The 25,356-nt window shown below is 38.0% G+C and carries 23 protein-coding genes and 2 pseudogenes; 12 read left to right on the top strand and 13 right to left on the bottom strand.

Translation table 11 applies throughout. The features are described 5' to 3' along the window. The first annotated feature begins 36 nt into the window (after window positions 1–36). Window positions 37–1,362, top strand: a complete 1,326-nt coding sequence (gene pgtP / locus F8M47_RS10590; RefSeq protein ID WP_150540041.1) for a phosphoglycerate transporter protein PgtP — start codon at window positions 37–39, stop codon at window positions 1,360–1,362. Between the two features lie 73 nt (window positions 1,363–1,435). On the opposite strand, the gene F8M47_RS10585 is transcribed toward pgtP, so the two are convergent. The 4 genes from F8M47_RS10585 to F8M47_RS10570 form a co-directional block, all read right to left on the bottom strand. Further along, window positions 1,436–2,068: a 7-carboxy-7-deazaguanine synthase QueE gene (locus F8M47_RS10585; RefSeq protein WP_150540040.1), complete on the bottom strand. Its 633-nt coding sequence runs from the start codon at window positions 2,066–2,068 to the stop codon at window positions 1,436–1,438. Between the two features lie 18 nt (window positions 2,069–2,086). Then, the gene (gene queD / locus F8M47_RS10580; RefSeq protein WP_150540039.1) at window positions 2,087–2,515 is read right to left on the bottom strand and encodes a 6-carboxytetrahydropterin synthase QueD; all 429 of its coding nucleotides are present in this window, start codon (window positions 2,513–2,515) and stop codon (window positions 2,087–2,089) included. Next, window positions 2,508–3,176 (bottom strand): 7-cyano-7-deazaguanine synthase QueC, encoded by a 669-nt coding sequence (gene queC / locus F8M47_RS10575; protein ID WP_150540038.1) that lies wholly within the window; start codon window positions 3,174–3,176, stop codon window positions 2,508–2,510. Before queC ends, queD begins: the two co-directional genes overlap by 8 nt. 156 nt (window positions 3,177–3,332) lie before the next feature. Beyond that, window positions 3,333–4,469, bottom strand: a complete 1,137-nt coding sequence (locus F8M47_RS10570; RefSeq protein WP_150540037.1) for a family 20 glycosylhydrolase — start codon at window positions 4,467–4,469, stop codon at window positions 3,333–3,335. A 297-nt stretch (window positions 4,470–4,766) separates the two neighbouring features. Between F8M47_RS10570 and purM the strand changes: the two genes are divergently transcribed. Continuing rightward, window positions 4,767–5,804: a phosphoribosylformylglycinamidine cyclo-ligase gene (purM, locus tag F8M47_RS10565; protein WP_150540036.1), complete on the top strand. Its 1,038-nt coding sequence runs from the start codon at window positions 4,767–4,769 to the stop codon at window positions 5,802–5,804. 55 nt (window positions 5,805–5,859) lie between these two features. Here the strand turns inward: purM and F8M47_RS12320 are convergent. Both F8M47_RS12320 and F8M47_RS12315 read right to left on the bottom strand, forming a co-directional pair. After that, window positions 5,860–6,771: pseudogene (locus F8M47_RS12320) on the bottom strand (aminotransferase-like domain-containing protein); the annotation flags it as partial. Between the two features lie 36 nt (window positions 6,772–6,807). Continuing rightward, window positions 6,808–7,248 carry a GntR family transcriptional regulator gene (locus F8M47_RS12315; RefSeq protein ID WP_244298119.1) on the bottom strand — a complete coding sequence of 147 codons (441 nt, stop codon included), beginning with the start codon at window positions 7,246–7,248 and terminating at the stop codon, window positions 6,808–6,810. 133 nt (window positions 7,249–7,381) lie between these two features. On the opposite strand from F8M47_RS12315, the gene F8M47_RS10555 reads away from it, so the two are divergent. The 8 genes from F8M47_RS10555 to arsB all read left to right on the top strand — a co-directional run bounded on the left by F8M47_RS10555 (window position 7,382) and on the right by arsB (window position 13,850). After that, window positions 7,382–7,558, top strand: coding sequence for a pyridoxal-phosphate dependent enzyme (locus tag F8M47_RS10555; RefSeq protein WP_244298118.1), 177 nt, complete (start codon window positions 7,382–7,384; stop codon window positions 7,556–7,558). 104 nt (window positions 7,559–7,662) lie between these two features. Next, window positions 7,663–8,511 carry a DMT family transporter gene (locus F8M47_RS10550; RefSeq protein WP_150540035.1) on the top strand — a complete coding sequence of 283 codons (849 nt, stop codon included), beginning with the start codon at window positions 7,663–7,665 and terminating at the stop codon, window positions 8,509–8,511. 70 nt (window positions 8,512–8,581) lie between these two features. Continuing rightward, complete coding sequence (locus F8M47_RS10545; protein ID WP_150540034.1) at window positions 8,582–8,863, top strand: DUF1294 domain-containing protein; 282 nt, start codon at window positions 8,582–8,584, stop codon at window positions 8,861–8,863. A 133-nt stretch (window positions 8,864–8,996) separates the two neighbouring features. Continuing rightward, window positions 8,997–10,424, top strand: a complete 1,428-nt coding sequence (gene aspA / locus F8M47_RS10540) for an aspartate ammonia-lyase (protein WP_150540033.1) — start codon at window positions 8,997–8,999, stop codon at window positions 10,422–10,424. Between the two features lie 118 nt (window positions 10,425–10,542). Beyond that, entirely contained in the window at window positions 10,543–10,857 is a 315-nt protein-coding gene (locus F8M47_RS10535) for an ArsR/SmtB family transcription factor (protein WP_150540032.1), read from the top strand. 56 nt (window positions 10,858–10,913) lie between these two features. Continuing rightward, the gene (gene arsC / locus F8M47_RS10530; RefSeq protein WP_150540031.1) at window positions 10,914–11,315 is read left to right on the top strand and encodes an arsenate reductase (glutaredoxin); all 402 of its coding nucleotides are present in this window, start codon (window positions 10,914–10,916) and stop codon (window positions 11,313–11,315) included. A gap of 29 nt (window positions 11,316–11,344) precedes the next feature. Beyond that, entirely contained in the window at window positions 11,345–12,835 is a 1,491-nt protein-coding gene (locus F8M47_RS10525; RefSeq protein ID WP_150540030.1) for a SulP family inorganic anion transporter, read from the top strand. A 13-nt stretch (window positions 12,836–12,848) separates the two neighbouring features. Then, on the top strand, window positions 12,849–13,850 hold the full coding sequence (gene arsB, locus F8M47_RS10520) for an ACR3 family arsenite efflux transporter (RefSeq protein ID WP_150540029.1): 1,002 nt from the start codon (window positions 12,849–12,851) through the stop codon (window positions 13,848–13,850). A 57-nt stretch (window positions 13,851–13,907) separates the two neighbouring features. On the opposite strand, the gene clpB is transcribed toward arsB, so the two are convergent. Continuing rightward, a complete protein-coding gene (gene clpB / locus F8M47_RS10515) occupies window positions 13,908–16,481 on the bottom strand; it encodes an ATP-dependent chaperone ClpB (RefSeq protein WP_150540028.1) in 2,574 nt (857 codons plus the stop codon). Window positions 16,482–16,744: 263 nt separating this feature from the next. On the opposite strand from clpB, the gene F8M47_RS10510 reads away from it, so the two are divergent. Then, on the top strand, window positions 16,745–17,398 hold the full coding sequence (locus F8M47_RS10510; protein WP_150540027.1) for an OmpW/AlkL family protein: 654 nt from the start codon (window positions 16,745–16,747) through the stop codon (window positions 17,396–17,398). A gap of 140 nt (window positions 17,399–17,538) precedes the next feature. Here F8M47_RS10510 and argE read toward each other — a convergent pair whose 3' ends face one another. The 5 genes from argE to F8M47_RS10485 form a co-directional block, all read right to left on the bottom strand. After that, window positions 17,539–18,681, bottom strand: coding sequence for an acetylornithine deacetylase (argE, locus tag F8M47_RS10505; protein WP_150540026.1), 1,143 nt, complete (start codon window positions 18,679–18,681; stop codon window positions 17,539–17,541). 22 nt (window positions 18,682–18,703) lie between these two features. After that, on the bottom strand, window positions 18,704–19,486 hold the full coding sequence (locus F8M47_RS10500; RefSeq protein ID WP_150540025.1) for a permease: 783 nt from the start codon (window positions 19,484–19,486) through the stop codon (window positions 18,704–18,706). A 13-nt stretch (window positions 19,487–19,499) separates the two neighbouring features. Next, the gene (locus F8M47_RS10495) at window positions 19,500–20,900 is read right to left on the bottom strand and encodes a basic amino acid/polyamine antiporter (protein ID WP_150540024.1); all 1,401 of its coding nucleotides are present in this window, start codon (window positions 20,898–20,900) and stop codon (window positions 19,500–19,502) included. 94 nt (window positions 20,901–20,994) lie between these two features. After that, a complete protein-coding gene (locus F8M47_RS10490; protein WP_150540023.1) occupies window positions 20,995–22,410 on the bottom strand; it encodes a basic amino acid/polyamine antiporter in 1,416 nt (471 codons plus the stop codon). Window positions 22,411–22,500: 90 nt separating this feature from the next. Next, the gene (locus tag F8M47_RS10485) at window positions 22,501–23,394 is read right to left on the bottom strand and encodes a homocysteine S-methyltransferase family protein (RefSeq protein WP_150540022.1); all 894 of its coding nucleotides are present in this window, start codon (window positions 23,392–23,394) and stop codon (window positions 22,501–22,503) included. Between the two features lie 219 nt (window positions 23,395–23,613). On the opposite strand from F8M47_RS10485, the gene metK reads away from it, so the two are divergent. Beyond that, complete coding sequence (gene metK / locus F8M47_RS10480; protein ID WP_150540021.1) at window positions 23,614–24,765, top strand: methionine adenosyltransferase; 1,152 nt, start codon at window positions 23,614–23,616, stop codon at window positions 24,763–24,765. Between the two features lie 210 nt (window positions 24,766–24,975). On the opposite strand, the pseudogene F8M47_RS10475 reads toward metK, so the two are convergent. After that, window positions 24,976–25,125, bottom strand: a pseudogene (locus tag F8M47_RS10475) (oxidoreductase); the annotation flags it as partial. Between the last annotated feature and the right edge of the window lie 231 nt (window positions 25,126–25,356).

The following is a 25,356-nucleotide window of genomic DNA, read 5'->3' as shown; positions in this document are numbered from 1 at the left end:
GTTTGTTTTCGCAATGTTATAAATAAGGAGACTGATATGTTTTCATTCTTAAAAGCATCTCCACCAGCACAGAGAAAATCAGGTGAGATTGATGCGGAATATAAAAAATTACGTTGGCAGGTTTTTGCTGGGGTATTTATTGGTTATGCAGCTTATTATCTTATCCGTAAAAATTTCTCGCTTGCAATGCCGTATCTTATTCAAGAGTATGGCTTTTCTAAAGCAGATTTAGGCACAGTTGGGGTAGCATTATCACTTGCTTACGGTATCAGTAAATTTGTGATGGGTAATGTATCAGATCGTTCGAATCCGAAATATTTTATTACTATCGGTTTATTAGGCTCTGCTACGGTAAGTTTAATATTCGGTTTAGTACCAGGTGTATTAGCGTCTATTCCGATGATGATCGTATTGGCAGCATTAAACGGTTGGTTCCAAGGGATGGGCTATCCGCCAGGTGCAAAAACTATGACCAACTGGTTCTCTAAATCAGAACGCGGTAGCTGGTGGAGTTGGTGGAACGTTTCACATAACTTAGGCGGTGGCTTAATTGGTCCGTTAGCGATTCTCGGTTTAGCGATGTTCGGTACTTGGCAATCACTTTTCTATTTACCTGCATTAATTGCGATTTTATTAGCATTCGTAATGTTCTGGTTAATGCGTGATACGCCTGAATCACAAGGTTTACCACCAGTAGATGAATGGCGAGGCGAGAAAGTATTAGAGCGAGTTGAATCGGCAGATACGCTTTCGGCAATGGACATCTTCCGTAAATATATTATCAATAATAAATTCTTATGGGCGATTGCGATTGCAAACGTATTTGTTTACTTTATTCGTTACGGTATTATTGACTGGGCGCCGACTTACTTAAAAGAAGTGAAGCATTTCTCGGTAGATAAACAAAGCTGGGCGTATTTCTTATACGAATATGCAGGTATTTTCGGTATGTTGGTAAGCGGTTATTTAAGTGACAAAGTTTTCAAAGGTCACCGTGCGCCGCCAATGTTAATGTTCTTAGCTGGTGTGTTAATTGCGATTATTGTTTACTGGAAAAATCCAGCGGGTAATCCTTTAGTAGATAATATCTGCTTAGTTGCTATCGGTTTCCTTATCTATGGTCCAGTAATGATGATCGGTTTACAAGCGGCGGATTTAGTACCTCGTGTTGCAACAGGTACGGCAACAGGTTTAACGGGTTTATTTGGTTATCTATTAGGTTCTGCAAGTGCTGGTTGGGTTATGGGGAAACTTGTGGACTTATATGGCTGGGACGGTGGTTTCTATGCGCTAATTGCTTCTAGCTTTCTTGCATTCGGTTTTATTGCGATTACGTTATTCAACAAAAAATCAGCCGAATAGTCACATCGTGTTTTAGTCATACTAAAAATAAAAGGCATCGGAGAAATATCTTCGCTGCCTTTATTAAATCTGTTTATTCGATCCCTACTAATTTATGTGTTTGCAAGCTTAGTTGCCATTTTGGTTTATTAGCCCGTTGGTTCAAAATACCAAGTTGGGTAATGGTTTCTAGTAAATTCATCTTACCGTCGATTTCGCAAGGTGAGAGATAATAATGCTCAGCTTGAATTTGCGTTTCGATTTGTTCACAAAAGCCTTGTACATCACCTTTATCCATTACGATACGGACTTCATGGGCAAAGGAAATACATTCTCTTTGGTATTTTTCCTGATACATCAACTTAGGGCTGGTCGCAATATAATCTATTTGTTTTGGCACTGCTTTTAAGCCATTCGTTTCAATTGCTAACCAGTAGCCTTCTGCTTTAAAAATATCTAACAACGTTCCTAAATTAGTATACATTGTTGGTTCGCCACCCGTGACAATAATATTTTTGGCAGAGTACGATTTTACTCGTCCAACAATTTGTTCTAGGCTCCATTTTTCGTATTCGTTATAGTTGGTATCACACCAAGGGCAGGCAAGATTACATTTGCCTAAACGAACAAAAATACAGGGTAGCCCTGTATTGAAGCCTTCCCCTTGCAGACTTTCAAATATTTCTACAATAGGGAATTCAAGCTTGGGGTAAATAATTGTAGTCATAAAAAATTGTGTGTCGTCCTACAATTTGCGTGAATATTCGCAATAAGAGGTTGGCGTTTCCCAAAGGCGGATTAAGCTCACGGGCAAGCCGACTTTTTCTAGTTTTTCAAACATATATTTTGCCATTTCTTCCGCTGTAGTACGGCTTGGAATACCGTAAACTTTTGAGTTTAAATCAACGAGCAGTTTTGCCACTTGGCTTTCTCTATCGCTATTCAAATCGTAAATATAGGCATGATCCATTGGATCGAGAATTTCACGTTTTACCACGTTTTTTAAATCGGAATAATCCATTACCATACCACGTTTGGCGCCCTGCGCTACTAATTCGCCAGTCACTTCCACTTGTAGTTTGTAAGTGTGTCCGTGTAAGTTTTGGCATTTGCCGTCGTGACCGTCGAGCATATGCGCCATATCGAAACTAAATTCTTTTGCAATTTTAAACATTTTTTTGACCGCTTGTTCTTTCTGATAAATATTCGTTTAAGCCTTTTTCGCGTAATACGCAGCTTGGGCAAGTGTGACATCCGCCTTCGACACCTAAATAACAGGTATGAGTATGTTGTTTAATATACTCAAATGCGCCTAATTGATCGGCTAATGCCCAAGTTTGCTTTTTGGTGAGATACATCAATGGGGTGCGAATATTGAAATTGTAGTCCATCGCAAGATTTAACGTTACGTTCATTGACTTTACAAATATATCTCGACAGTCAGGATAACCACTAAAATCCGTTTCGCACACACCTGTGAAAATAGTTTGGATACCTTGCCCTTTGGCGTAAATTGCGGTGTAGAGCAAAAACAGTGCATTACGCCCATCCACAAAAGTGTTTGGCGTACTGCTTTCTTGTTTGATTTCACGCTCTTCCATCATTGCATTGGAGGTAATTGCTTTAATCACAGAAGTATCAATCAGCGTTTGCTTTACACCGAGATCTTTGGCAATCCATGCGGCTTTTTCAAGCTCAATTGCATGGCGCTGACCATATTGAAAGGTAACAACTTCGACATTTTCGACACCAAATTCTTGAATGGCTTGAAAAAGGCAAGTAGTGGAGTCTTGACCGCCAGAAAAAATTACGACGGCTTTTGGGGTTGAGTTCATTTTGTGTCCTTAGTTTTGGTTTCAAAGCGTATCTTTGGCGTGGGAGGTTTTCGAACCACGACGGAATAGAATGAATAAGCGGTCTAAATTTGCAATTTTTTTGCAAAAAAAGACCGCTTGTTGAGGTGCTATAATAACAGAGTTTTCAGCTATTTTCTAATGTGATGTTGAATCATTAGTTTTTTGAATTACCGCTTTTAACAGATCTTGGGTTGATTCTTCGATTTTTTCACTAGAAAGTGAACCAGATCGCTCACCCCAGATAGAAAGCGATGAACCAATAATATTTTGTGTATTTTCAACTATGTTGTTTTTATTTCGTCCATCCCATAAACCAAGTTTCCAGTTATTTAATACGTCTTCAGTTGCATATTTACTATCGTGGTTAATATTGGCATTGCCTTTGGGTACGAAATAAAGATAGTAAGAATTATAGTTTAATACTTTAAAGCCATTATTGAGTAATTCAGGTAAATCTGCTCGAATTTTACGGCGCTCCACAATTGCTTGGTTTTCTTGTGCATCACCATCGTAGCTCCAATAAGTAATTTCAATGCTTTTATCTAATTGATTGAGATTGTTTTTAATTAAACCATCGTTCCAAATTCGAGTAATTTTTCCTTTGCTATTAATAAATTGATTCAGCGTATTTACATAATTAATAAATTCATGGTTTGAATCTACACTATAGCCAAATTCATCACCACCAATATGGAAGTGTTTGCTGGTATGACCAAAAATATAAATAACCTCAGCAATTAATGTTTTAATAAATTCAATTGATTCTGGATTGGTAATATCAATTTCTTCATCATTATGTTTTGACTTTAATTTATTAACATAATTAGAACCATACTTAGCTTCAAGTAATTTAAATATACCCGTCATATGATTGGGTGTATCAACTTCTGGAACTAATTTAATATTTTTACTTTGGGCATAATAAATAATATCGTGAATTTGTTTATAAGTTAAAAAAGGTTTATTGGTTTTAGGATTATAATAAATACCGTCTTTAATAATCGCATTTTCTTCTCGTTGATCTAACAGTGTACTTTCAATCGCATAGTTTTCGTGGTCAGAAAAGTGCAGATGTAAGAAAGTTCCTCCTGCGTTATGAATAGTGTCAATAAATTGTTTTATTGTTTCTACAGGGTAGAAACGACGGGCGGTATCAAGGGTTAGCCCAGCCTCTTTTATTTGTGATAGATTCATTGCATTAACCATTTGGGAGGAGCAGGCGGAGAGAAAAGTAATAAAAATTAAAGTGAGTAGTGAAAATAACTTCTTCATAATGTTTGTTCGAAAATAAAATAATAGATATGCGTCTGACAATAACAAATTAAAATAATTCTATTTATTATTTTAATTTGTAACAAAATATTGGGTTAGTATTATTTATCAAAACATAAAAGATGTTCATTTTATACCATTTTGTTCAAAAAAAGCACTAAATATCCGCTGAAAGCGTTTTAGGGTAAAGCAAGTTAAGGTATAGCTTTTTATGTAAGTTTTCTATTAATTGATTAACGCAAACGTTTGCTTTGTGCTACAATAATGCAAATTTTTTATTTTTTGTAGAGGTTAATCGTGAACAATACACAACTTAGCTATAAAGACGCAGGCGTCGATATTCACGCAGGCAATGAACTGGTTGAACGTATCAAAGCTGATGTAAAACGCACTCGTCGTCCAGAAGTGATGGGTGGTTTAGGTGGTTTTGGCGCATTATGTGCGTTGCCAACCAAATATAAAGAGCCTATTTTAGTCTCAGGTACTGACGGTGTAGGTACTAAATTACGTTTAGCGATTGATTTAAATAAGCACGACACTATCGGTCAAGATTTAGTGGCAATGTGTGTAAATGATTTAGTTGTACAAGGGGCAGAACCATTGTTCTTCCTAGACTACTATGCAACAGGTAAATTAGAAGTGGATGTAGCTGCAGATGTAATCAAAGGAATTGCAGACGGCTGTGAAATCTCAGGTTGTGCATTAGTGGGAGGCGAAACGGCAGAAATGCCAGGAATGTATCACGCTGGTGATTATGATTTAGCTGGCTTTTGTGTAGGTGTGGTGGAAAAATCTGAAATTATTGATGGCTCTGCAGTTAAAGCGGGCGATACATTAATTGCGTTAGGTTCGAGTGGCCCTCATTCAAATGGTTATTCTCTCATTCGTAAAGTGATTGAAGTAAGCGGTGCAAATCCTGCAACGGATATGCTAGAAAGCAAACCATTAAGTGAACATTTATTAGCGCCAACCAAAATTTATGTGAAATCCGTGCTTCAATTAATTAAGCAAGCTGATGTTCACGCTATTGCGCACTTAACGGGTGGTGGCTTCTGGGAAAATATCCCTCGTGTATTACCAACAACGGTGAAAGCAGTGATTGATGAAAAATCATGGGAATGGCCAGCCGCATTTAAGTGGTTACAAGAAAAAGGCAATATCAGCCGTTATGAAATGTATCGTACCTTTAACTGTGGTGTGGGCATGGTGATTGCGTTACCAGCAAAAGATGTTGAAACAGCGCTTGCGGTATTAAAACAAGCAGGTGAAAATGCTTGGGTAATCGGTAAAATTGAGAATTTAGCTGATGGTTCGGAGCAAGTTGAAATTCTTTAATCTGCAAAAAAACTAAAAAATTAGACCGCTTGTGGATATACTACAAGCGATCTTTTTAGTTTTTATGATTTAACTTATAATTATGTAACCAATTAATGAATTCTTTATTTGTTCGAGTCACATTTAATCGTAAATAAGTAGAAAAATCGGAATGCTGAGAAAATAAGTAACCTGGAGCTAATAAAAATTCATCTTTACTTGCTTCTAATGCCATTTTTGTTGTATCTAAATGCGTATTAATCCATAAAAATATTCCAATATTACTCCCTTGGGGATATTCAATACCAATAGATTCTAATTCTTTTTTAAGATATTCATGTTTTTTAGTTAATTTTATTCTCATTTCCGCGATATGTTTTTTATATTGAGGGTGAAGCCAAATTTTATGAATCGCTCTTTCTGTTAATTCTGTACTAGTCATATTGGATAGCATTTTTTGTCTGAGTATTGGTTGTAGAAAACTTTGGGGGACGCATAAGAAACCAACTCTCCAATTAGCACCGAGTATTTTAGACACGCCTGTAACATAAAAAACTCGTTCTAATTGATCTAAAGATGCATAACGTAATGTTTTTCTTGAATCCTCTAGATGGCTATAAACATCATCCTCTAATAAATAGGCATCATATTTATGTAGTAAATTTAATACCTTATACATTATAGATGGAGAAATATTATATGATGTAGGATTATTTAGAATACTATTCGTAATATATAATTTAGGTTTATAGTTTTGAAAGAGACTCTCTAATTTTTCTATATTAGGACCATTGCTATCTCTAGGGACGCTTATTACTTTAATATTTAATTGATGTAAGCAACCTAATAACCAAAACCAACTAGGATCATCAACGATAACATAATCGCCTTCTCTCACTACTTCTCTTAATACTGTTTGAATTGCAGAAGAAACACCAGGCATTGTAATAACGGTATTCGGGTTTATATTTATACCTATATTATCTAATTGCTTGGAAAATAATTCTCGTAAGGGCTGGTAGCCTTAAATATGCCCATATGAATAAATAAAACTATGGACTTCTTTGGCTGATTTTCTGATTGCATTTGAAATAATTTCAGCATCGATTAGCCACTCATCTGGTAGCAGCCCGCTTCCTGAGGCTTTATTCTTAGGGAGTTCGCTAAATAAATGACTCATTAGCCAACCAGTATCAGCCACATTATTAATCAAAGAAGGCGCTAAATTTATTTCAGGCGAATGGCATTGTTTTTCACAAACAAAAAATCCTGAGCCACTTATAGACTTAATATATCCCATTGATACCAATAGGTCGTATCCTTGAGCGATAGAAAACGTAGATATGCCTAATTTTTGAGCTAATTGACGAATTGAAGGAATTTTTTGTCTAGGCAAATAAATATGTCTTTCAATTTTATCTATTACCCATTCGCAAACTTCTTGTACTCTTGTTTTTTTCTTCATTTTATCATCCATTATAAGACTGTATAGAAAACAAACCTATACAGTTATTTTTTATATGTAATGATTGTATAGGTAGAAAGTTGATTTTATCTAGTATAGTGAGCAAATATCAACAACATCGTAAAGGAAAAATATGTATAACTTAGAAGAATATATGGGACATACACCTTTAGTCAAAATAAAAAATATTTTTGGCGAGAAATATGCAAATGTTTATGTGAAATTGGAAGAGTTCAATCCAGCAGGAAGTATTAAGTCTAGGGGTGCTCACCAAATGATTATTGAAGCGGAGAAAAAAAGGAAAGCTTAAGGCTGGAATGTCTCTACTAGAAGCTACTGGTGGAAATATGGGAATGGGGTTAGCTTTTATTTCAGTTATGAGCGAAATGATAATTATATTTTAGGGAAATAAAAATGAATCGTTATATATTATTTGTATTATTATCAATCTGCTGTTTAGCTTTAGGTGGTATTTTTGTCAAGTTAAGTCAGTTTCCACCAATAACAACAGGAATGTATAGGGTTTTATTTTCATTGCCCATATTCTTTCTATTATCTAAATATAGTAATGATAAATATGAAATGAGTTCAACAGAAAAGATTATTGCTATTGGTACAGGGACTTTTTTAGCTTTAGATCTTATTTTATGGAATATTTCTTTTTCATATACAACAGTTGCAAATGCGAACCTATTAGCTAATTTAGTTCCATTTACTGTAGTACCTGTTTTATACTTTATTTATAAGGAAAAGGTATCAAAAGAATTTTTAATAGGTGGAGGGATTATTCTTATAGGGATTTTTGTATTAATGGGAGGGAAAATCAACCCGACAGTTGAAAATTTTAAGGGAGATGGATTAGCTATCTTAACCTCTATATTTTATGGACTATTTATCGTAACTGTATATAAACTTAGGAGTAAAGTTTCTACTATTTATCTCATGAGTTATGCAAGTATTGGATGTTTAATTATGCTCTTACCCGTATCTTTATTATTAGAAGGAGTGTATATTCCTTATACATTTAATGATTTTTATCCCCTAATTGGTTTAGCATTATTATCTCAAATTTTAGGGCAAGGAGCATTAAGTTACTGTTTGGGAAAAGTTAAGGCGAGCTATACATCGTTATTAGTTTTAACTCAGCCAATTATTTCTGCGATATATGCATATTTCATTTTTAACGAAAATCTTTCGTTAAAAGAAATTATAGGTATTTTAGTGGTTCTTATCGGTTTATATATAGCAAATAATAAAAAATAATTTGCAAAAAAATAAAAAATTAGACCGTTTGTGGATATACTACAAGCGGTCTTTTTTATAGGTTTTTTGTATGTTTATTTCTCTTTTAATTTATTTTATGGTAATTAATTTAGCCAGCTTTTATTTGATGTATAGCGATAAGCAAAGATCGCTGGCAAAGACTTGGCGGATTTCTGAATCCAATTTATTTTTCCTCTGTTTTTCTGGTGGTTTTGTTGGCACTTTTTTAGCGATGAAATATATTCGTCATAAAACTAAACACTGGCAATTTCATGCGGCGGTAATCGTGGCTTGCTTTTTCTGGGTTATCTGCTTGCCTCTGTTTTACTATTTCTACATATTCAGGTATTAGAATTTCTAATCTGAATCCTCAATTTATATCCTATTAGCTCTTGTTTGAAATATGACTTAGATCACATTTCTTTTTATACTAAATCGTTATGATCTCTCATAAATTTAATAACTATTATTTTTGAGGAGAGTATATGAATAACGTACGTATTGAAGTGGATTTATTAGGTGAAAGAGAAGTTCCTGCAGATGCTTATTGGGGGATCCATACGCTAAGAGCGGTTGAGAATTTTAATATTTCTAAAAATACCATCTCAGATGTGCCTGAGTTTGTACGTGGTATGGTAATGGTGAAAAAAGCGACCGCATTAGCGAATGGTGAATTGGGTGCTATTCCGAAAAAAGTAGCAAAAGCGATTGTAGAAGCTTGCGATGAGATCTTAGTAAAAGGTCGCTGTATGGATCAGTTTCCTTCAGATGTTTACCAAGGTGGCGCAGGCACTTCAGTGAATATGAATACTAATGAAGTGGTGGCAAATTTAGCCCTTGAAATTCTTGGTCATCAAAAAGGGCAATATCAGATTGTCGATCCAATGGATCACGTTAATGCTAGTCAATCAACCAACGATGCTTACCCAACGGGCTTCCGTATAGCAGTGTATAACAGTATTTTGCATTTAATTAAGAAAGTGCGTTATTTGCAAAAAGGCTTTGAAGCCAAAGCGGATGAATTTAAAGATATTTTAAAAATGGGACGCACTCAGTTGCAAGATGCGGTGCCAATGACGGTTGGACAAGAATTTAAAGCGTTTGCCGTGTTGTTAGAAGAAGAGGTTCGTAATCTAAAACGTACTGCAAAACTATTATTAGAAGTGAATTTAGGGGCAACCGCAATCGGTACAGGTTTAAATACCCCTGAGGGTTATTCAGCATTAGCAGTAAAACATTTGGCAGAAGTTACAGGTTTGCCTTGCGTGCTATCCGATAACTTAATTGAAGCAACTTCAGATTGTGGCGCTTATGTCATGATGCATGGTGCATTAAAACGCTCTGCTGTAAAACTTTCAAAAGTATGTAACGACTTACGTTTACTTTCATCAGGTCCTCGCGCTGGTTTAAATGAAATTAATCTGCCCGAATTACAAGCGGGTTCTTCAATTATGCCAGCAAAAGTAAACCCTGTTGTGCCAGAAGTAGTGAACCAAGTGTGTTTTAAAGTGATAGGTAATGACACAACCGTTACTTTTGCGGCGGAAGCAGGGCAATTACAATTAAACGTAATGGAACCGGTTATCGGACAAGCGATGTTTGAATCTATTGAGATTCTTGCCAACGCTTGTGTGAATTTACGTGATAAATGTATTGACGGTATCACAGTGAACAAAGAAATTTGTGAAAACTTCGTGTTTAACTCAATCGGTATCGTTACTTATCTCAATCCGTTTATCGGTCACCATAACGGTGATATTGTCGGTAAAATCTGTGCAACAACTGGTAGAGGCGTACGCGAAGTGGTGTTAGAACGAGGCTTACTCACCGAAGCGCAATTAGACGATATTCTTTCCGTTGAAAACCTCATGAACCCGACTTATAAAGCGGCAAAATTTACTGAAGAAGAGTAGTCATTTCTAATAAAGCGGTTGAGTTTTGCAAAAAATTTGTAAAATTCGACCGCTTATTTTTATGCAGATATTTCAATAATTATTGAAATATATAATTTAACTCAGTACAATATTGATTATGAACATAGAACACGCAAGCCAATTATTCGGTACACTTAGATCATCAGTACGCTTACAAATTTTTCAAGTACTGGCTGCACAAGGAAGCAATGGTATGATTGCTGGAGACTTAGCAAAACAGCTGGATATTGCACCGAATAATCTTTCCTTTCATCTAAAAACACTGACTTCAGCAGGGTTAATTCATAGCCAGCAAACAGGAAAATTTGTACATTATTATGCAAATTTACCGTTAATGGTGGATCTCGTTGCTTTTCTGACAACCAATTGTTGTAAAGAAAGTGATGATTCGAATTGCAAATTTTGTGGATAATTCCACAAAATTTTTTCACTTAACACTTCAACAAATATTGAAATATTGGAGAAAATATGGAACAAATCACAATTTATCATAATCCGAAATGTGGAACATCACGTAATACGTTGGCATTAATTCGCCATTTCGGAATTGAACCGACAGTGATTCATTACCTTGAAACCCCACCTGATGAAGCAACGTTACGTTATTTAATTTCAGGGATGGGTATCAGTGTTCGAGAACTGTTACGCACTAACGTTCCGCCTTATGAAGCATTAAACTTAAGCCGTACTGAATTGACGGATGATGAACTGATTGCTGCTATGCTTGCCGAACCGATTTTAATTAATCGTCCGATAGTAGTAACGAGTAAAGGCGTGAAACTTTGTCGCCCTTCTGAAAAATTTTTAGACATTTCTCCAATTCCATTACAGACCCCATTCACAAAAGAAGATGGTGAAGTGATCCAATAATAAAAGGTAAATATGAGGTAATAATTTTCATGCAACAAACTTTAAAACAACAATGGTTTTCTAATATTCGCGCGGATTCGCTGTCCGGAATTGTAGTCGCTCTGGCATTGATTCCGGAAGCGATTGCTTTTTCGATTATTGCGGGAATTGATCCTAAAGTCGGTTTATATGCCTCTTTTTGTATTGCTGTCGTGATTAGTTTTACCGGTGGCAGACCAGCAATGATCTCAGCAGCGACCGGAGCGATGGCATTGGTTATGGCATCTTTAGTTAAAAGTCATGGATTGGAGTATTTATTAGCTGCCACGATTTTAACCGGTGTTATTCAAATCATTGCCGGCTTGTTTAAATTGGGGGCACTGATGCGTTTTGTCGCACACGCTGTCGTTGTGGGCTTTGTGAATGCCTTAGCGATTCTGATTTTTCTCGCTCAGTTACCAGAATTAACGAATGTGACTTGGCACACTTATGCTTTGGTGGCGGCAGGGTTGGGGATTATATATCTTTTCCCTTATGTGCCTAAAATCGGAAAAATCGTGCCATCACCGTTAGTTGCAATTGTATTACTGACACTAATAAGCCATTTTATGGGGATTGATGTACGTACTATTGGGGATATGGGGCAATTACCAGATAGTTTGCCCGTATTTTTATTACCAAATATTCCGCTGAATCTTGATACGTTACTCATCATTTTGCCTTACTCATTGAGCCTTGCTGCGGTAGGTTTACTTGAATCATTAATGACCGCAACCATTGTCGATGAAATGACAGAAACGGAAAGTGATAAAAATCGTGAATGTAAAGGGCAAGGCATTGCCAATATTATAAGTGGTTTTATGGGCGGCATGGCTGGCTGCGCGATGATTGGTCAATCCGTTATTAATGTGAAATCAGGCGGAAGAACCCGACTCTCAACATTCTTAGCTGGTATTTATTTATTGATAATGGTGGTTTTCTTAGCCGACATTCTGAAAATTATTCCTATGCCGGTATTAGTTTCAGTGATGATCATGGTGTCTATCGGTACTTTTAATTGGCAATCGATTAAGGAGTTAAAAACACATCCGATTGGCTTTAACGTGGTGATGTTAGTAACCGTATCCGTTGTGGTTTATACCCATAATTTAGCACTAGGTGTATTTGCAGGTGTATTACTTGCCGCCCTTTTCTTTGCGAATAAGATTGGACGTTATATGGTGATTAAGCCACTCCCGACCGACAATGATGCTGTGCTTGCTTATGGTGTTATCGGGCAAGTGTTTTTTGCATCGTCTGATGATTTTATCAATAGTTTTGCTTATGACAACGCTCATGTAAAACAAGTAAGCATTGACTTAACTCATGCACACTTTTGGGATGTTACAGGGATAGCCGCTTTGGATAAAGTCGTACTTAAATATCGTAAGGCGGGTATTGAAGTTGAAATATTCGGTTTAAATGAAGCAAGCCAAACACTTATTGATAAGTTTGGGGTACACGATAAATCTGAAGATATCGATATTATTTTTAAACATTAAGGAAGAAAGAAACATGGGCATTTTCGAACGTTTTTTAACAATTTGGGTGGCACTGGCGATTGCTGCCGGTGTGCTGTTAGGTATTGCTTTTCCGCAAGTGGTTGAAAAAGTCGCATTATTGGAAATCGCACATATTAATCTACCGGTAGCCTTACTGATTTGGTTAATGATTTATCCAATGATGATTCAGATTGATTGGTCTGCTATTAAAGATGTCGGCAAAAAACCTAAAGGGTTAGCCATGACGATAGTGGTAAATTGGTTTATTAAACCGTTTACGATGGCATTAATCGGCTGGCTGTTTTTCCGCTTTTTATTTGCTTCATGGGTGGATGCTCAGACTGCGCAGGAATATATCGCCGGTATGATTCTACTCGGTGTTGCACCTTGTACCGCAATGGTATTTGTTTGGTCGCAATTGGTCAAAGGTGATCCGAATTATACGTTGGTACAAGTATCGGTAAACGATATTATTATGATTTTTGCGTTTGCACCGATTGCTGGCTTTTTATTGGGGGTCAGTGATATTACGATTCCTTGGGAAACCTTGTTATATAGCACATTACTTTATGTCGTATTACCGTTGGTTGCAGGAAGCATTACTCGCAAAATTTTATTGAAATCTAACCGCTCTATTACTCAATTCGGTAGCAAATTAAAACCGTTTTCAGTGCTTGGGTTAATCTTAACGGTTGTTCTGTTATTTGCATTCCAAGCGGAAACGATTCTTGCCAATCCGCTTATTATTGTGCTGATTGCGATTCCGTTATTGGCTCAAACGTACGGTATTTTCTTTTTAAGCCATTTATTTTCGAAATGGTTAAAGCTACCAAAAGAAATTGCCGCCCCCGCTTGTTTGATTGGTACGAGCAATTTCTTTGAATTAGCGGTTGCAGTAGCGATTTCGCTCTTTGGATTACATTCGGGAGCCGCCTTAGCAACCGTTGTTGGAGTATTGGTTGAAGTGCCCGTTATGTTGTCCTTAGTGTGGTGGATTAATCGTCAAGCTTCATAAATAAAAGCGGGCTAATTTGCAAAATTTTCTGCAAATTCGACCGCTTGTTCATGGGAATTAGCTGTTGTTAATCATTAATTGATCGTTTTGATAATCCACAACAACAGGGCTATTTGGTAATAATTTACCGCTTAGGATCTGTTGTGCGAGTGGATTTTCAAGCTCTTGCTGAATCGCACGTTTGAGCGGTCTTGCGCCGAATAACGGGTCAAAGCCTGCTTTACCGATGTGATCCAATGCTGCATCGGTTACCGTTACCTGATAGCCACGCTCTGCAAGACGAACGATAAGGCGTTGTAGCTGAATACGAGCAATCGCACGAATATGCTCTTGACCTAGTGAATGGAACATCACCGTTTCATCAATACGGTTGATAAATTCAGGGCGGAAGTGTTGTCCTACCACTTCCATTACCATGGTTTTCACCGCATCATAGCTTTTATGCGCATTCTCTTGAATCAAATGTGAGCCAAGATTTGAAGTCATAATCACCACCGTGTTACGGAAATCCACTGTACGACCTTGCCCATCGGTTAAACGACCATCATCTAACACTTGTAATAAAATGTTGAACACATCAGGATGTGCCTTTTCCACTTCATCAAGTAACACAACGGAATATGGACGACGGCGAACTGCTTCAGTTAAATAGCCACCTTCTTCATAGCCCACATAACCTGGAGGCGCACCAACAAGGCGAGAAACGCTGTGTTTTTCCATAAACTCTGACATATCAATGCGCACCATCGCATCAGGATCGTCAAATAAGAAGTTGGCTAGCGTTTTACATAATTCGGTTTTACCCACCCCAGTTGGGCCAAGGAACAAGAACGAACCAATTGGGCGATTTGGATCAGAAAGCCCCGCACGGCTACGACGAATCGCATTTGCTACCGCTTCCACCGCTTCATTTTGTCCGATTACACGGCTATGTAATACTTCTTCCATACGTAGTAATTTTTCTTTTTCGCCTTCCATCATTTTTGAAACAGGAATGCCAGTCGCACGAGAGAGTACTTCAGCGATTTCTTCATCGGTGACTTTAGTGCGAAGTAATTGATTTTCTCCGCCTTCTTCTTCACGTTTGCTTGCTTCTTGAAGTTGTTTTTCAAGGGCTGGAATTTTACCGTATTGTAATTCTGACATTTTCTCAAAATTGTTTTCACGGCGCGCTTGATCCATTTCAATACGTGCGTTTTCTAATTCAGTCTTGATATGTTGTGTGCCGAGTAACGCAGATTTCTCGGCTTTCCAAACTTCTTCCAATTCAGAATATTCACGTTCACGAGCGGTTAATTCTTCGTCTAATTTTGCAAGGCGCTGCTGGCTTGCTTCATCTTCTTCTTTTTGTAACGCTTGGCGTTCTAATTTAAGTTGGATAATGCGGCGCTCAAGTTTATCAAGCGGTTCTGGTTTTGAGTCAATTTCCATACGTAAGCTAGACGCTGCTTCATCAATTAAATCAATCGCTTTATCTGGTAATTGGCGATCAGAAATATAACGGTGCGAAAGCGTTGCTGCTGCAACGATTGCAGGATCGGTAATTTGTACATGGTGATGAATTTCATAGCGCTCTTTTAAGCCACGTAAAATTGCAATTGTGTCTTCAACGGTTGGTTCATCTACCAATACTTTTTGGAAACGACGTTCAAGTGCTGCATCTTTTTCAATGTATTGGCGATATTCATCTAATGTTGTTGCACCCACGCAGTGTAACTCACCTCGTGCGAGTGATGGTTTGAGTAGATTGCCTGCATCCATTGCGCCGTCGGTTTTACCCGCACCAACCATTGTATGAATTTCATCAATAAATAGAATGACTTGTCCTTCTTCTTTCGCCAATTCATTTAGTACCGCTTTTAAGCGCTCTTCAAATTCACCACGATATTTTGCCCCAGCAATTAATGCGCCCATATCCAGTGATAACACACGTTTACCTTTCAAACCTTCAGGCACTTCACCATTAACAATACGCTGTGCCAAACCTTCCACAATAGCGGTTTTACCTACACCAGGTTCACCAATTAATACAGGATTATTTTTGGTACGGCGTTGTAAAACTTGCACCGCGCGGCGAATTTCTTCATCTCGCCCGATCACAGGATCTAATTTACCTGCTTTAGCTCGTTCAGTAAGATCAATCGTATATTTTTGTAGTGCTTGTCTGGTTTCTTCTGCGTTTTGATTTTTCACGGTTTCTCCTCCTCGAATTTGGCTAATTGCCGTGCTTACTTTCTCTTTAGTTAAGCCAAATTGTTTTAATAATTTGCCAATATCGCCATTATCATCAAGGGCAGCAAGAACAAATAATTCTGATGAAATAAAGCTATCACCGAATTGCTGCGCTAATTTATCGCATTGATTTAATAGGCGAATCAGTTGTTGTGATGGCTGTGTCGTACCACCAGAGACGGTTGGTAATCGGTTTAAAATTGTTTCTAATTCACTTAATATTTGTTGTGGTTGTACATTGAGCGCGGTAAATAACGGTGCGATAGATCCGTCTGATTGTTTTACTAATGTATAGAGTAAATGTGCAGGCTCAATATAATTATTATCTTTTCCAATGGCTAATGATTGTGCTTCCGCAAGCGCTTCTTGCAGTTTGGTTGTAATTTTTTCAAAATTCATATTTTTGCTCCTAAATTTAATTAATCTGGATCACATAAGTTTTACGCTTATTGCAACGTTTTATTAAATGGAGTTAGGCTAATTTATTTCAAGTAAAAATGTGAAAAAGATCACAAAAAAGAAATAAATACCTAGTTGTAGGTATGTGTTTTTATTTTTTTTGATTTTTGTCAATAAAAGTTATCTAAACTGTTCTTAAAATGTTATCAAGGTAACAGATTGGTTACCTTTTTATTTTCAATTACAACAAATTTGGGGGAAATATGAAAAAAGTAGCGTTGGCAGCGATGCTTGGCGGGGCACTAATGGCAGGGCAAGCAATGGCGCATCAAGCAGGCGATGTTTTACTGCGTGCTGGGGTAGTAAGAGTAAATGCAAATTCAGAATCAACTACTAAAACACCGATTCAAGTTGATTTAAAAGTGAAAAATAATCAGCAACTAGGATTAACAGCAACTTATATGTTTACCGATAACGTTGCTGTAGAGCTTTTAGGTGCAACGCCATTTTCACATAAAATCAATGCAAATGTACCAGCGTTAGGTGTAGCATCAGGTTTAGGTCGTGTAGCGATCGTTAAACAATTACCTCCAAGCTTATATGCTCAATATTACTTTGGTGATGCAAATTCAACATTTCGTCCCTATGTTGGTGCGGGCTTAAATTACACTCGTTTCTTTAATGCGAAATCAACACATTCGGCTGTAACGAATTTAGAAGTGAAAAAACATTCATTTGCGCCAGTAGCAAATTTAGGTTTGGATGTAAAACTGACCGATAAAATTTATTTCAACGCTGCTGCGTGGTATACCCGTATCAAAACAACAGCAAAATTTGATGCGTTAGGTGCGAAGCATGAAGTGAAATTAAAACTTGATCCAGTGGTGTTATTTGCAGGTTTTGGAATCAACTTCTAATAGAGGATATGCCCAAACGGCTATTGAGGCCCCTACTACGAAATAATCGTTTGTCCCGTTGTTGGAAGGGGCGCAAGGAAGCGCAAAATATAGAGCCAAAATGACCGCTTGTTATGTAGCAAGCGGTCATTTTTTATCATTTATAAGCAAAAGTGATGAATTAGTTTACTGAGTAATTCTCGGGTTGGTTCGATAAATTTAGCTTCTAAAAATTCATCGGGCTGGTGCGCTTGTTCAATTGAACCTGGGCCTAATACCAACGTAGGGCAAAGCTGTTGGATAAATGGCGCTTCAGTACAGTAATTTACCGCATCGCATTTTTCGCCTAACAGCTTTTCTACCACTTGCACCACTTGTGCAGAGTGCTCACACTCATAGCCAGGAATACCGTCATGTAAATGACGAATTTCAATTAGATCGCCATATTGTTCTAACATGGGTTTCAGGTTTTCATTCACCATTGCATATAAATCTTCGACAGGCAGATTTGGCAAAGGGCGCATATCAAATTGTAGTTCACAGCAAGCGCAAATTCGATTAATTGCATCACCGCCGTGAATATTGCCGAAATTCATTGTTGGGTAAGGTACTTTAAACAGACTATTGTGATATTTTTCACGTAATTGATTACGCATATTCATTAAATAACCTGTGGCTTGATGTATTAATTCAATTGCATTTATACCACGATCTGGATCGCTAGAATGCCCACTTTTTCCTATAATTCTGACCGCTTCACCGAGATGACCTTTATGTGCTCTAATTGGTTTGAGCGAGGTTGGCTCACCAATAATCGCACAGTCTGGGCGAATGTGTGTGTGCCGAGCAAAAGTACGAGCACCTAGCATGGTGGTTTCTTCATCGGCAGTGGCTAAAATGCGTAGAGGCTTAGTTAATTTAGTCAGATCAATTTGGCTAACAATATCTACAATAAAAGCAAAAAAGCCTTTCATATCGGCAGTACCTAAGCCATAGAATTTGCCATCTTTTTCGGTAAGAGAAAAAGGATCAAATGTCCATTTACCTTCATCAAAGGGCACAGTATCAGTATGTCCTGCTAACAACAAACCGCCTTCACCTTCACCATAAGTGGCTAGTAAATTATATTTGTCTCGGCTTCCTTCAACGCGAATAATCTCCGTTTTAAAGCCAAAATCCGCAAGCCATGTAGCTAATAATTCGATCAGTGGTTTATTGGATTGGTCTTCAGCCACTTCTAAACTGGAAATAGTTGGAATAGCAATTAAGTGGCTATAACGTTCGATAAATTTTGTGTTTGGCATAGTTTTTCTCTTTTCGTTATTGTTATGGTTTACGTTTTAACAGGGCGATACCTGCGACTATTTCCCAAATCATTACAGCATAAATCGCTAGTCGCTCAAGAATTGGTGTAAGCATATTTGGCAGGAAGATCGTTACCAAAATACATAAAACACCGACTGCTCCTGCTTGAAGACTAAAACGGCGTAGCCATTCAAGCTGTGGTTTGACGATATCAATCCCTGCGAGGATAATCGCTAAATTACCGAATAGATAAGTGAGGCTTGCACCTAAATTCTGCAAACCACCCGCGGTGATTTTAGCTTGTGAGGTAGGTATTAGCCCCATACCAATGCTGAAAAATACCGCGAAGATCAGCGCTAATAACCAATATTTACGACGAGACAGCTGCACAATCACTGCAAGATATGCAATCGTAAATCCCAAGCCTTGTAAATTAAATACCGCACTCATTACGTGTGAAAGCGGTGAAAAATAATTTGGCTTGCCCTCAGCGACACTACCGAATGGCACAAGCAATTCAAGCACAGTGTGGCGGAAATAGCTAATTACGGAAGATTCACTAAATAAGTTCACCACAAATTCGGCAAATAAGTAGAACACCCCGATAAAAGAAAGCAGTACTGCTAATAAAATGACAATAAAACGGGCGCTTCCTCGCATAATTGGGTGCATGAAAAACGGATAAACCGCAACGCCAAAAGAGCCATTTGTAAAAAATTCTTGTAATTGGCGTGAAATTTCAACAATCTTATTTGCAAAAATTTGGAGAAAAGCGACCGCTTTTCCAGCAAATGCTGTTTTCATTTTTGTTCCTGAATTATTGAGTAACAAGCGTATAAATTGCAGCAATAAATAAGAGGCTAATGATTGCAAACAAGCCTTGTTCTGACTTGCTTAGGCTCAATTTTCCACTATGTTTATAGCGTGCATAGAAAAATAAAATCACACCTGGCATATAAAGTACAGCAGAGAGAAGCAAATAATCTAAACCTGCTGCATATACGATCCATAATCCATAAAGCGATGCTAATGCACCAGTAAGCTTAATATACCAAGCTTCGTTTTGCTTTATCGCCACTTTAAATAAGTAAGCGCCAACTAAGAAATAAGGCACTAAAATCATTGTGGTTGAAAGCTGAATTAACATACTGTAGCCCTTGCCTGTAAATAAAACAAGCAATAAGCTAATTTGAATGGTAATACTTGTGAGCCATAATCCTGCAATTGGTGTGCCATTAATATTGGTACGATTTAATAATTTAGGGAATACTTTGGTTTTCGCTGCTTGATATGGGATTTCTGATGAAAACATTGTCCAGCTCATATAAGAAGCTAACACTGATACAATTAAGCAAAAAGTAATTAAAATCTTACCGCTTGCACCAACCATATGTTCCATTAAGCCTGCCATTGATGGATTTGGCATAGTTGCAACCACTTCACGAGGCAAAACACCTAACGAAAGCACCGTGATCGCGACATATAGCACTAATGTAATTAAAATACCGAGAATGGTTGCTAGCCCAACATCACTTTTCTTTTTGGCGTGTGCAGAAAGCACAGAAGCACCTTCTACCCCAACAAATACCCATAGTGTAATGAGCATGGTACTTTTTACTTGATCTAACGTGCTTTCGCCTAACTTGATACCACTAAAATCTTGCGAGAATTGTTCAGGTGAAAAGAACCAAATCGCTAAGCCAACAAATAAGAACAGCGGTAAGGTTTTTACAATTGTGGCAATTAAGTTAACGTAAGCTGCTTCTCGAATCCCTCGTGCAATTAAATGGTGAATTAGCCAAACAATTGCAGACGCGCCTAAAATTGAAGCGAGCGTATTACCTTGACCAAAGAGGGTTAGATTTTGGCCATCAACAAAAGTCCCAATCCCCTCGAAAGCCACGACTAAGTAGCCAACACTACCGATTGCGGTACAAAGCCAATACCCCCACGCAGAAACGCCACCGACAAAATCACCAAAGCCTTCACGAGCATAGGTATAAATTCCGCCTTCGAGTTCGGGTTTGATTCGGGAAAGGAAAAAGAAGGATAAGCCCAAGAAAATAATGCCAACCCCTGTAATTAACCAGCCGATTAATAATGCTTGAGCGCCTGCAACTTCCGCCATATTTTGTGGAAGGCTAAAAATACCAGAACCAATCATTGAGCTAAGCACTAATGCGGTTAAAGAAAAGAGACCAATTTTGCCCGTTGACATGCAATGTCCTTATAATTGTTATTCACACAAACTGCATAATCTAGCATAAAAATAAAAAATCCCCTAATGTTGAAACATTAGAGGATTGATTTTTTTAACCCCAATCTACATTGGTGAAACTATTGTAGAGTGCCCAAATAAATAATAGACCTATTGCTATTAGTAGGCCTTTTTCAAAGGTTTTTAAATTAAATGCCTTTCCTTGGTATTGGTAGCGTGAATAAAGAAATAGCGCAATACCTGGCACATAAAGTAATACCGATAATAATAAATAATCTAAACCAGCTGCATAGACAATCCACAAGCCATACACCGAAGCAATCAAACCTGTCAGCTTAATGTACCATACCGAATTTTTTTGGAACGACAATTTCAATAAATATGCACCAATTAAGAAATAAGGTACCAAAATCATTGAGGTTGAAATCAGCAATAATGCGTTATAGCTTTTACCTGTTAAAAGTACAAGGAATAAGCATAATTGCACCACAAAACCTGTAAACCAAAGAGAATTGATTGGTACTTCATTCGCATTTAATTTATCTAAAATTTTAGGAAATGCACCGTTTTTCGCACCACGATAAGGTACTTCTGCTGAATACATTGTCCAGCTCACGTAAGAAGCAAGTACCGACACAATTAAGCAAAAAGTAATTAAAATCTTACCGCTTGCGCCAATCATACTTTCTAATAAGCCAGCCATAGACGGATTCGACATCGTTGCAATTGTTTCACGTGGCAAAATACCAAGTGAAAGGACGGTAATCGCAATATATAATGTAAGCGCAATTAAAATACCCAATACAGTTGCAACGCCAACATCACCTTTCTTTTTCGCATGCGCGGATAATACCGAAGCACCTTCAACCCCTGTAAACACCCAAAGGGTAATTAACATGGTATTTTTCACTTGTTCAGACACGCTATTATTTAGTGCGGAACCTTGCAGATCTTGGTTAAAGGTTTCGCCTTTAAAATACCAAATTGCCAAACCAATAAATAACACAAGCGGGAAAATTTTCACAAAGGTTGCGACAAGGTTTACCGTTGCGGCTTCTTTGACCCCGCTTGCTACGAGAGCGTGAACAAGCCAAACGATAATCGAAGCACCAATAAATGAAGCGAGCGTATTACCTTGTCCAAAAATAATTGTTGAGTCTGAATCCGTAAAAGAACCAATCCCTTCAAATGCGACGACTAAATAGCCGACAATACCGATGGTTGCACAGAGCCAATACCCCCAAGCGGATAAAAAACCGACTAAATCGCCGAAGCCTTCACGGGCGTAGGTGTAAATCCCGCCGTCTAAATCAGGGCGGAGGCGAGAAATAAAGAAAAATGAAAGCCCGAGGAAAATAATCCCTATACCCGTAATAATCCAGCCGAGAATCAGCGCTTCACCGCCTGCAACTGCCGCCATATTTTGTGGAAGACTAAAAATACCAGAGCCAATCATCGAGCTTAGTACTAGTGCCGTTAAGGAAAGTAATCCAATTTTCTTATTTGACATAATTGTCCTTATTGATGTTATGTTTACGACAAGCGCTCAAACTTCCTCAATTTTTTGCAAAAAAATGATGAAATTCGATCGCTTATTAGGTTATTTTAATTTGTTTGCAAGAGTGTTGATATATTCAACGCCAATACCACAGCAACCACCAACAATAGTTGCCCCTTGCGCTGTCCATTTTTTTGCCCAAGTGAGATAGGCTTCAGGATCTAAATCTTTACGCACCTCATCTAAACCATCATTAGCGGCGGCATCTTTTGGCTGTGGGGCAAACGCATTGGCATAAGCGCCTGTTTGGATATGATTTGCATGATGTCCAGCCAATACTCGTTGCGTAATATTGAGGGCTTGTTCAATCACTTCAGGCTGACAGCAATTAAATAAAATTGCATCCACACCAAGTTCAACCATTTTTTCGACCGCTTGTTTCACACTTTCGCCAGAACGTAATTGCGGTTCAGGTGTTGGCTCAACATCGGTTAAAGTAAAAGAGACCCAAAATGGACGATTATCTTTTGGTAATAATGGTTTAATGGAAGTCGGCTCTATAATTGCGCTTTGCGTTTCACATAACCAAATATCTACATAAGGCGCAAGTCCATCAATAATCGGTTGCGCAATCTCAGCAAAGCGATCCGCTTGAATTAAATCTGCACGATAAGAGCCAAACATCGGAGGCAAAGAACCCGCAATTTTTACACATTTTCCACTATTTTTGACCGCTTGCTTAGCAAGACGCCCCGCTAAATCGGCAAGCATTTTAGCGTCTGCACTAAAACGTTGTTCACCAATGTGAAACGGCACCACCGCATAACTATTGGTTGTGATTACTTCTGCACCATGAGCGATAAAGTCTTCATGCACCTGTTGCACCGCAGACGGCTTTTCATACAATGACAATGCCGACCATTCTGGCTGTTTAAACGGCGCATTTAAACGCATTAATTCACGGCTCATACCACCGTCTAAAATTGTGATAGTCATATTGTGTCCTAATCAATGATTTTTTAAGAAATGGAATTGAAAAATAGTTTGCCTTAGATGTTCAAAAAATATATTATAGACGTCTAGATGGAAAAACTTCCAAAAGAATTTAATATAAGCGGTCGAATTTTGCAAATAGTTTGTAATTTTTGACCGCTTGTAAATTTCAGTTAGAGGCAAAAGCTCCTTATACAAAAACAACAACCAAAGGTAATAACAATGGCGATTAATTTATTTACTTCAGAATCAGTATCAGAAGGGCATCCAGATAAAATTGCAGACCAAATTTCGGATGCGGTATTAGATGAAATTTTAAAACAAGACCCGAAAGCTCGTGTGGCTTGTGAGACTTATGTAAAAACAGGTATGGCGTTAGTGGGCGGTGAGATTACTACTTCAGCGTGGGTGGATATTGAGAATTTAACCCGTCAAGTCATTTGCGATATTGGTTATACTCACTCAGATATGGGCTTTGATGCGCATTCTTGTGCGGTATTAAATGCGATTGGTAAACAATCACCAGATATTAATCAAGGCGTAGACCGTGCAGATCCGTTAGAGCAAGGTGCGGGCGACCAAGGTATTATGTTCGGTTATGCAACCAATGAAACCGATGTATTAATGCCAGCGCCGATTACTTACGCTCACCGCTTAATGGAACAGCAAGCGAAAGTGCGTAAATCAGGTAAATTAGATTGGTTACGCCCTGATGCAAAAAGCCAATTAACTTTTGCTTATGAAAATAACAAAATTGTTGGGATTGATGCGGTAGTACTTTCAACGCAACACGCTGAACACGTTTCACAAGAAGATTTAGTCGAAGGTGTAATGGAAGAAATCATCAAACCAGTATTACCAAGCGAATGGTTAAGCCAAAATACTAAATACTTTATTAACCCAACAGGTCGTTTTGTCATTGGTGGTCCAATGGGCGACTGTGGTTTAACAGGTCGTAAAATTATCGTAGATACCTACGGTGGTGCAGCGCGTCACGGTGGTGGTGCATTCTCTGGTAAAGATCCATCAAAAGTGGACCGCTCAGCAGCATATGCGGCACGTTATGTAGCGAAAAATATTGTAGCGGCAGGTTTAGCTGATCGTTGTGAAATTCAACTTTCTTATGCAATCGGTGTAGCAGATCCAACGTCAATTATGGTGGAAACGTTTGGTACGGGTAAAGTTTCAAACGAAACATTAGTAAAATTAATCTACCAAAACTTTGACTTACGTCCGTACGGCTTAATCAAAATGTTAGATTTAATCCGCCCGATCTACCGTGAAACATCAGCTTACGGTCACTTTGGTCGTGAACATTTCCCTTGGGAACAAACAGATAAAGCGGAAGCATTACGCGCTGGCGCAGGCTTATAATTAAAATCGAATAAGCGGTGTAATTTTGCATAATTTTCAAAATTATGTAGCAGTTACACAGGCATTTTTTTGTAGCAACTGTGGCTAACGTTTTTAAGTTAGTTGCAGTTGCTACCCTACACCCTAGTTTTATATCAATATCTACAATGGCTTGAGCCATGTCATTATTGAATAGTCATCTCTTTAAGCGATTCCTTCTGGCGAGAAGCCAATCACTGCCAATGGAAAACACATTTGTTTTTCTCTTGAACCACTCCATCCGCCATTACGGCGATTAGAATGTCCAAAATAAAACTGTTGAATTAAACAGCCATTTGCTCCGTGAACTTCTATACCATCAAAACTGGCTTGAATAGCAAGTGCTAACCATAAAAGGCTTTCCCTCCGTCTTGTAGCTGTGTTGCCGTAGTAATAAACATACCGAAATCTTCAAAGCCCATCTCTTAAGCGAGGCAAAATGTGTAATTCGCCAGCTGCACAACATTGCGCAAGCCACCTTTGCTGTGGACTACGAATTCAGCCGCGAATACAAAAGCTATTTTTGGCATACGCTCCCTTCCTCCCTCTGTTTGTATTGTTTATTAAGTTATT

The sequence above is a fragment of the Actinobacillus vicugnae genome, assembly GCF_901687125.1.
GTDB lineage: Bacteria > Pseudomonadota > Gammaproteobacteria > Enterobacterales > Pasteurellaceae > Actinobacillus > Actinobacillus vicugnae.
The sequence above is the reverse complement of the archived record's forward strand: the minus strand, read 5'-3'. Positions and strand labels throughout refer to the sequence as shown.

Bases quoted from the DNA above. Each gene is read 5' to 3' on its own strand.
- argE (WP_150540026.1), bottom strand. From the start codon at position 18,681: ATGCCAAACACAAAATTTATCGAACGTTATAGCCACTTAATTGCTATT.
- metK (WP_150540021.1), top strand. From the start codon at position 23,614: ATGGCGATTAATTTATTTACTTCAGAATCAGTATCAGAAGGGCATCCA.
- queC (WP_150540038.1), bottom strand. From the start codon at position 3,176: ATGAACTCAACCCCAAAAGCCGTCGTAATTTTTTCTGGCGGTCAAGAC.
- F8M47_RS10570 (WP_150540037.1), bottom strand. From the start codon at position 4,469: ATGAAGAAGTTATTTTCACTACTCACTTTAATTTTTATTACTTTTCTC.
- F8M47_RS10500 (WP_150540025.1), bottom strand. From the start codon at position 19,486: ATGAAAACAGCATTTGCTGGAAAAGCGGTCGCTTTTCTCCAAATTTTT.
- F8M47_RS10510 (WP_150540027.1), top strand. From the start codon at position 16,745: ATGAAAAAAGTAGCGTTGGCAGCGATGCTTGGCGGGGCACTAATGGCA.
- F8M47_RS10555 (WP_244298118.1), top strand. From the start codon at position 7,382: ATGTATAACTTAGAAGAATATATGGGACATACACCTTTAGTCAAAATA.
- arsC (WP_150540031.1), top strand. From the start codon at position 10,914: ATGGAACAAATCACAATTTATCATAATCCGAAATGTGGAACATCACGT.
- F8M47_RS12315 (WP_244298119.1), bottom strand. From the start codon at position 7,248: ATGAAGAAAAAAACAAGAGTACAAGAAGTTTGCGAATGGGTAATAGAT.
- F8M47_RS10490 (WP_150540023.1), bottom strand. From the start codon at position 22,410: ATGTCAAATAAGAAAATTGGATTACTTTCCTTAACGGCACTAGTACTA.
- F8M47_RS10545 (WP_150540034.1), top strand. From the start codon at position 8,582: ATGTTTATTTCTCTTTTAATTTATTTTATGGTAATTAATTTAGCCAGC.
- F8M47_RS10550 (WP_150540035.1), top strand. From the start codon at position 7,663: ATGAATCGTTATATATTATTTGTATTATTATCAATCTGCTGTTTAGCT.
- arsB (WP_150540029.1), top strand. From the start codon at position 12,849: ATGGGCATTTTCGAACGTTTTTTAACAATTTGGGTGGCACTGGCGATT.
- aspA (WP_150540033.1), top strand. From the start codon at position 8,997: ATGAATAACGTACGTATTGAAGTGGATTTATTAGGTGAAAGAGAAGTT.
- F8M47_RS10535 (WP_150540032.1), top strand. From the start codon at position 10,543: ATGAACATAGAACACGCAAGCCAATTATTCGGTACACTTAGATCATCA.
- F8M47_RS10485 (WP_150540022.1), bottom strand. From the start codon at position 23,394: ATGACTATCACAATTTTAGACGGTGGTATGAGCCGTGAATTAATGCGT.
- F8M47_RS10585 (WP_150540040.1), bottom strand. From the start codon at position 2,068: ATGACTACAATTATTTACCCCAAGCTTGAATTCCCTATTGTAGAAATA.
- pgtP (WP_150540041.1), top strand. From the start codon at position 37: ATGTTTTCATTCTTAAAAGCATCTCCACCAGCACAGAGAAAATCAGGT.
- F8M47_RS10495 (WP_150540024.1), bottom strand. From the start codon at position 20,900: ATGTCAACGGGCAAAATTGGTCTCTTTTCTTTAACCGCATTAGTGCTT.
- queD (WP_150540039.1), bottom strand. From the start codon at position 2,515: ATGTTTAAAATTGCAAAAGAATTTAGTTTCGATATGGCGCATATGCTC.
- clpB (WP_150540028.1), bottom strand. From the start codon at position 16,481: ATGAATTTTGAAAAAATTACAACCAAACTGCAAGAAGCGCTTGCGGAA.
- F8M47_RS10525 (WP_150540030.1), top strand. From the start codon at position 11,345: ATGCAACAAACTTTAAAACAACAATGGTTTTCTAATATTCGCGCGGAT.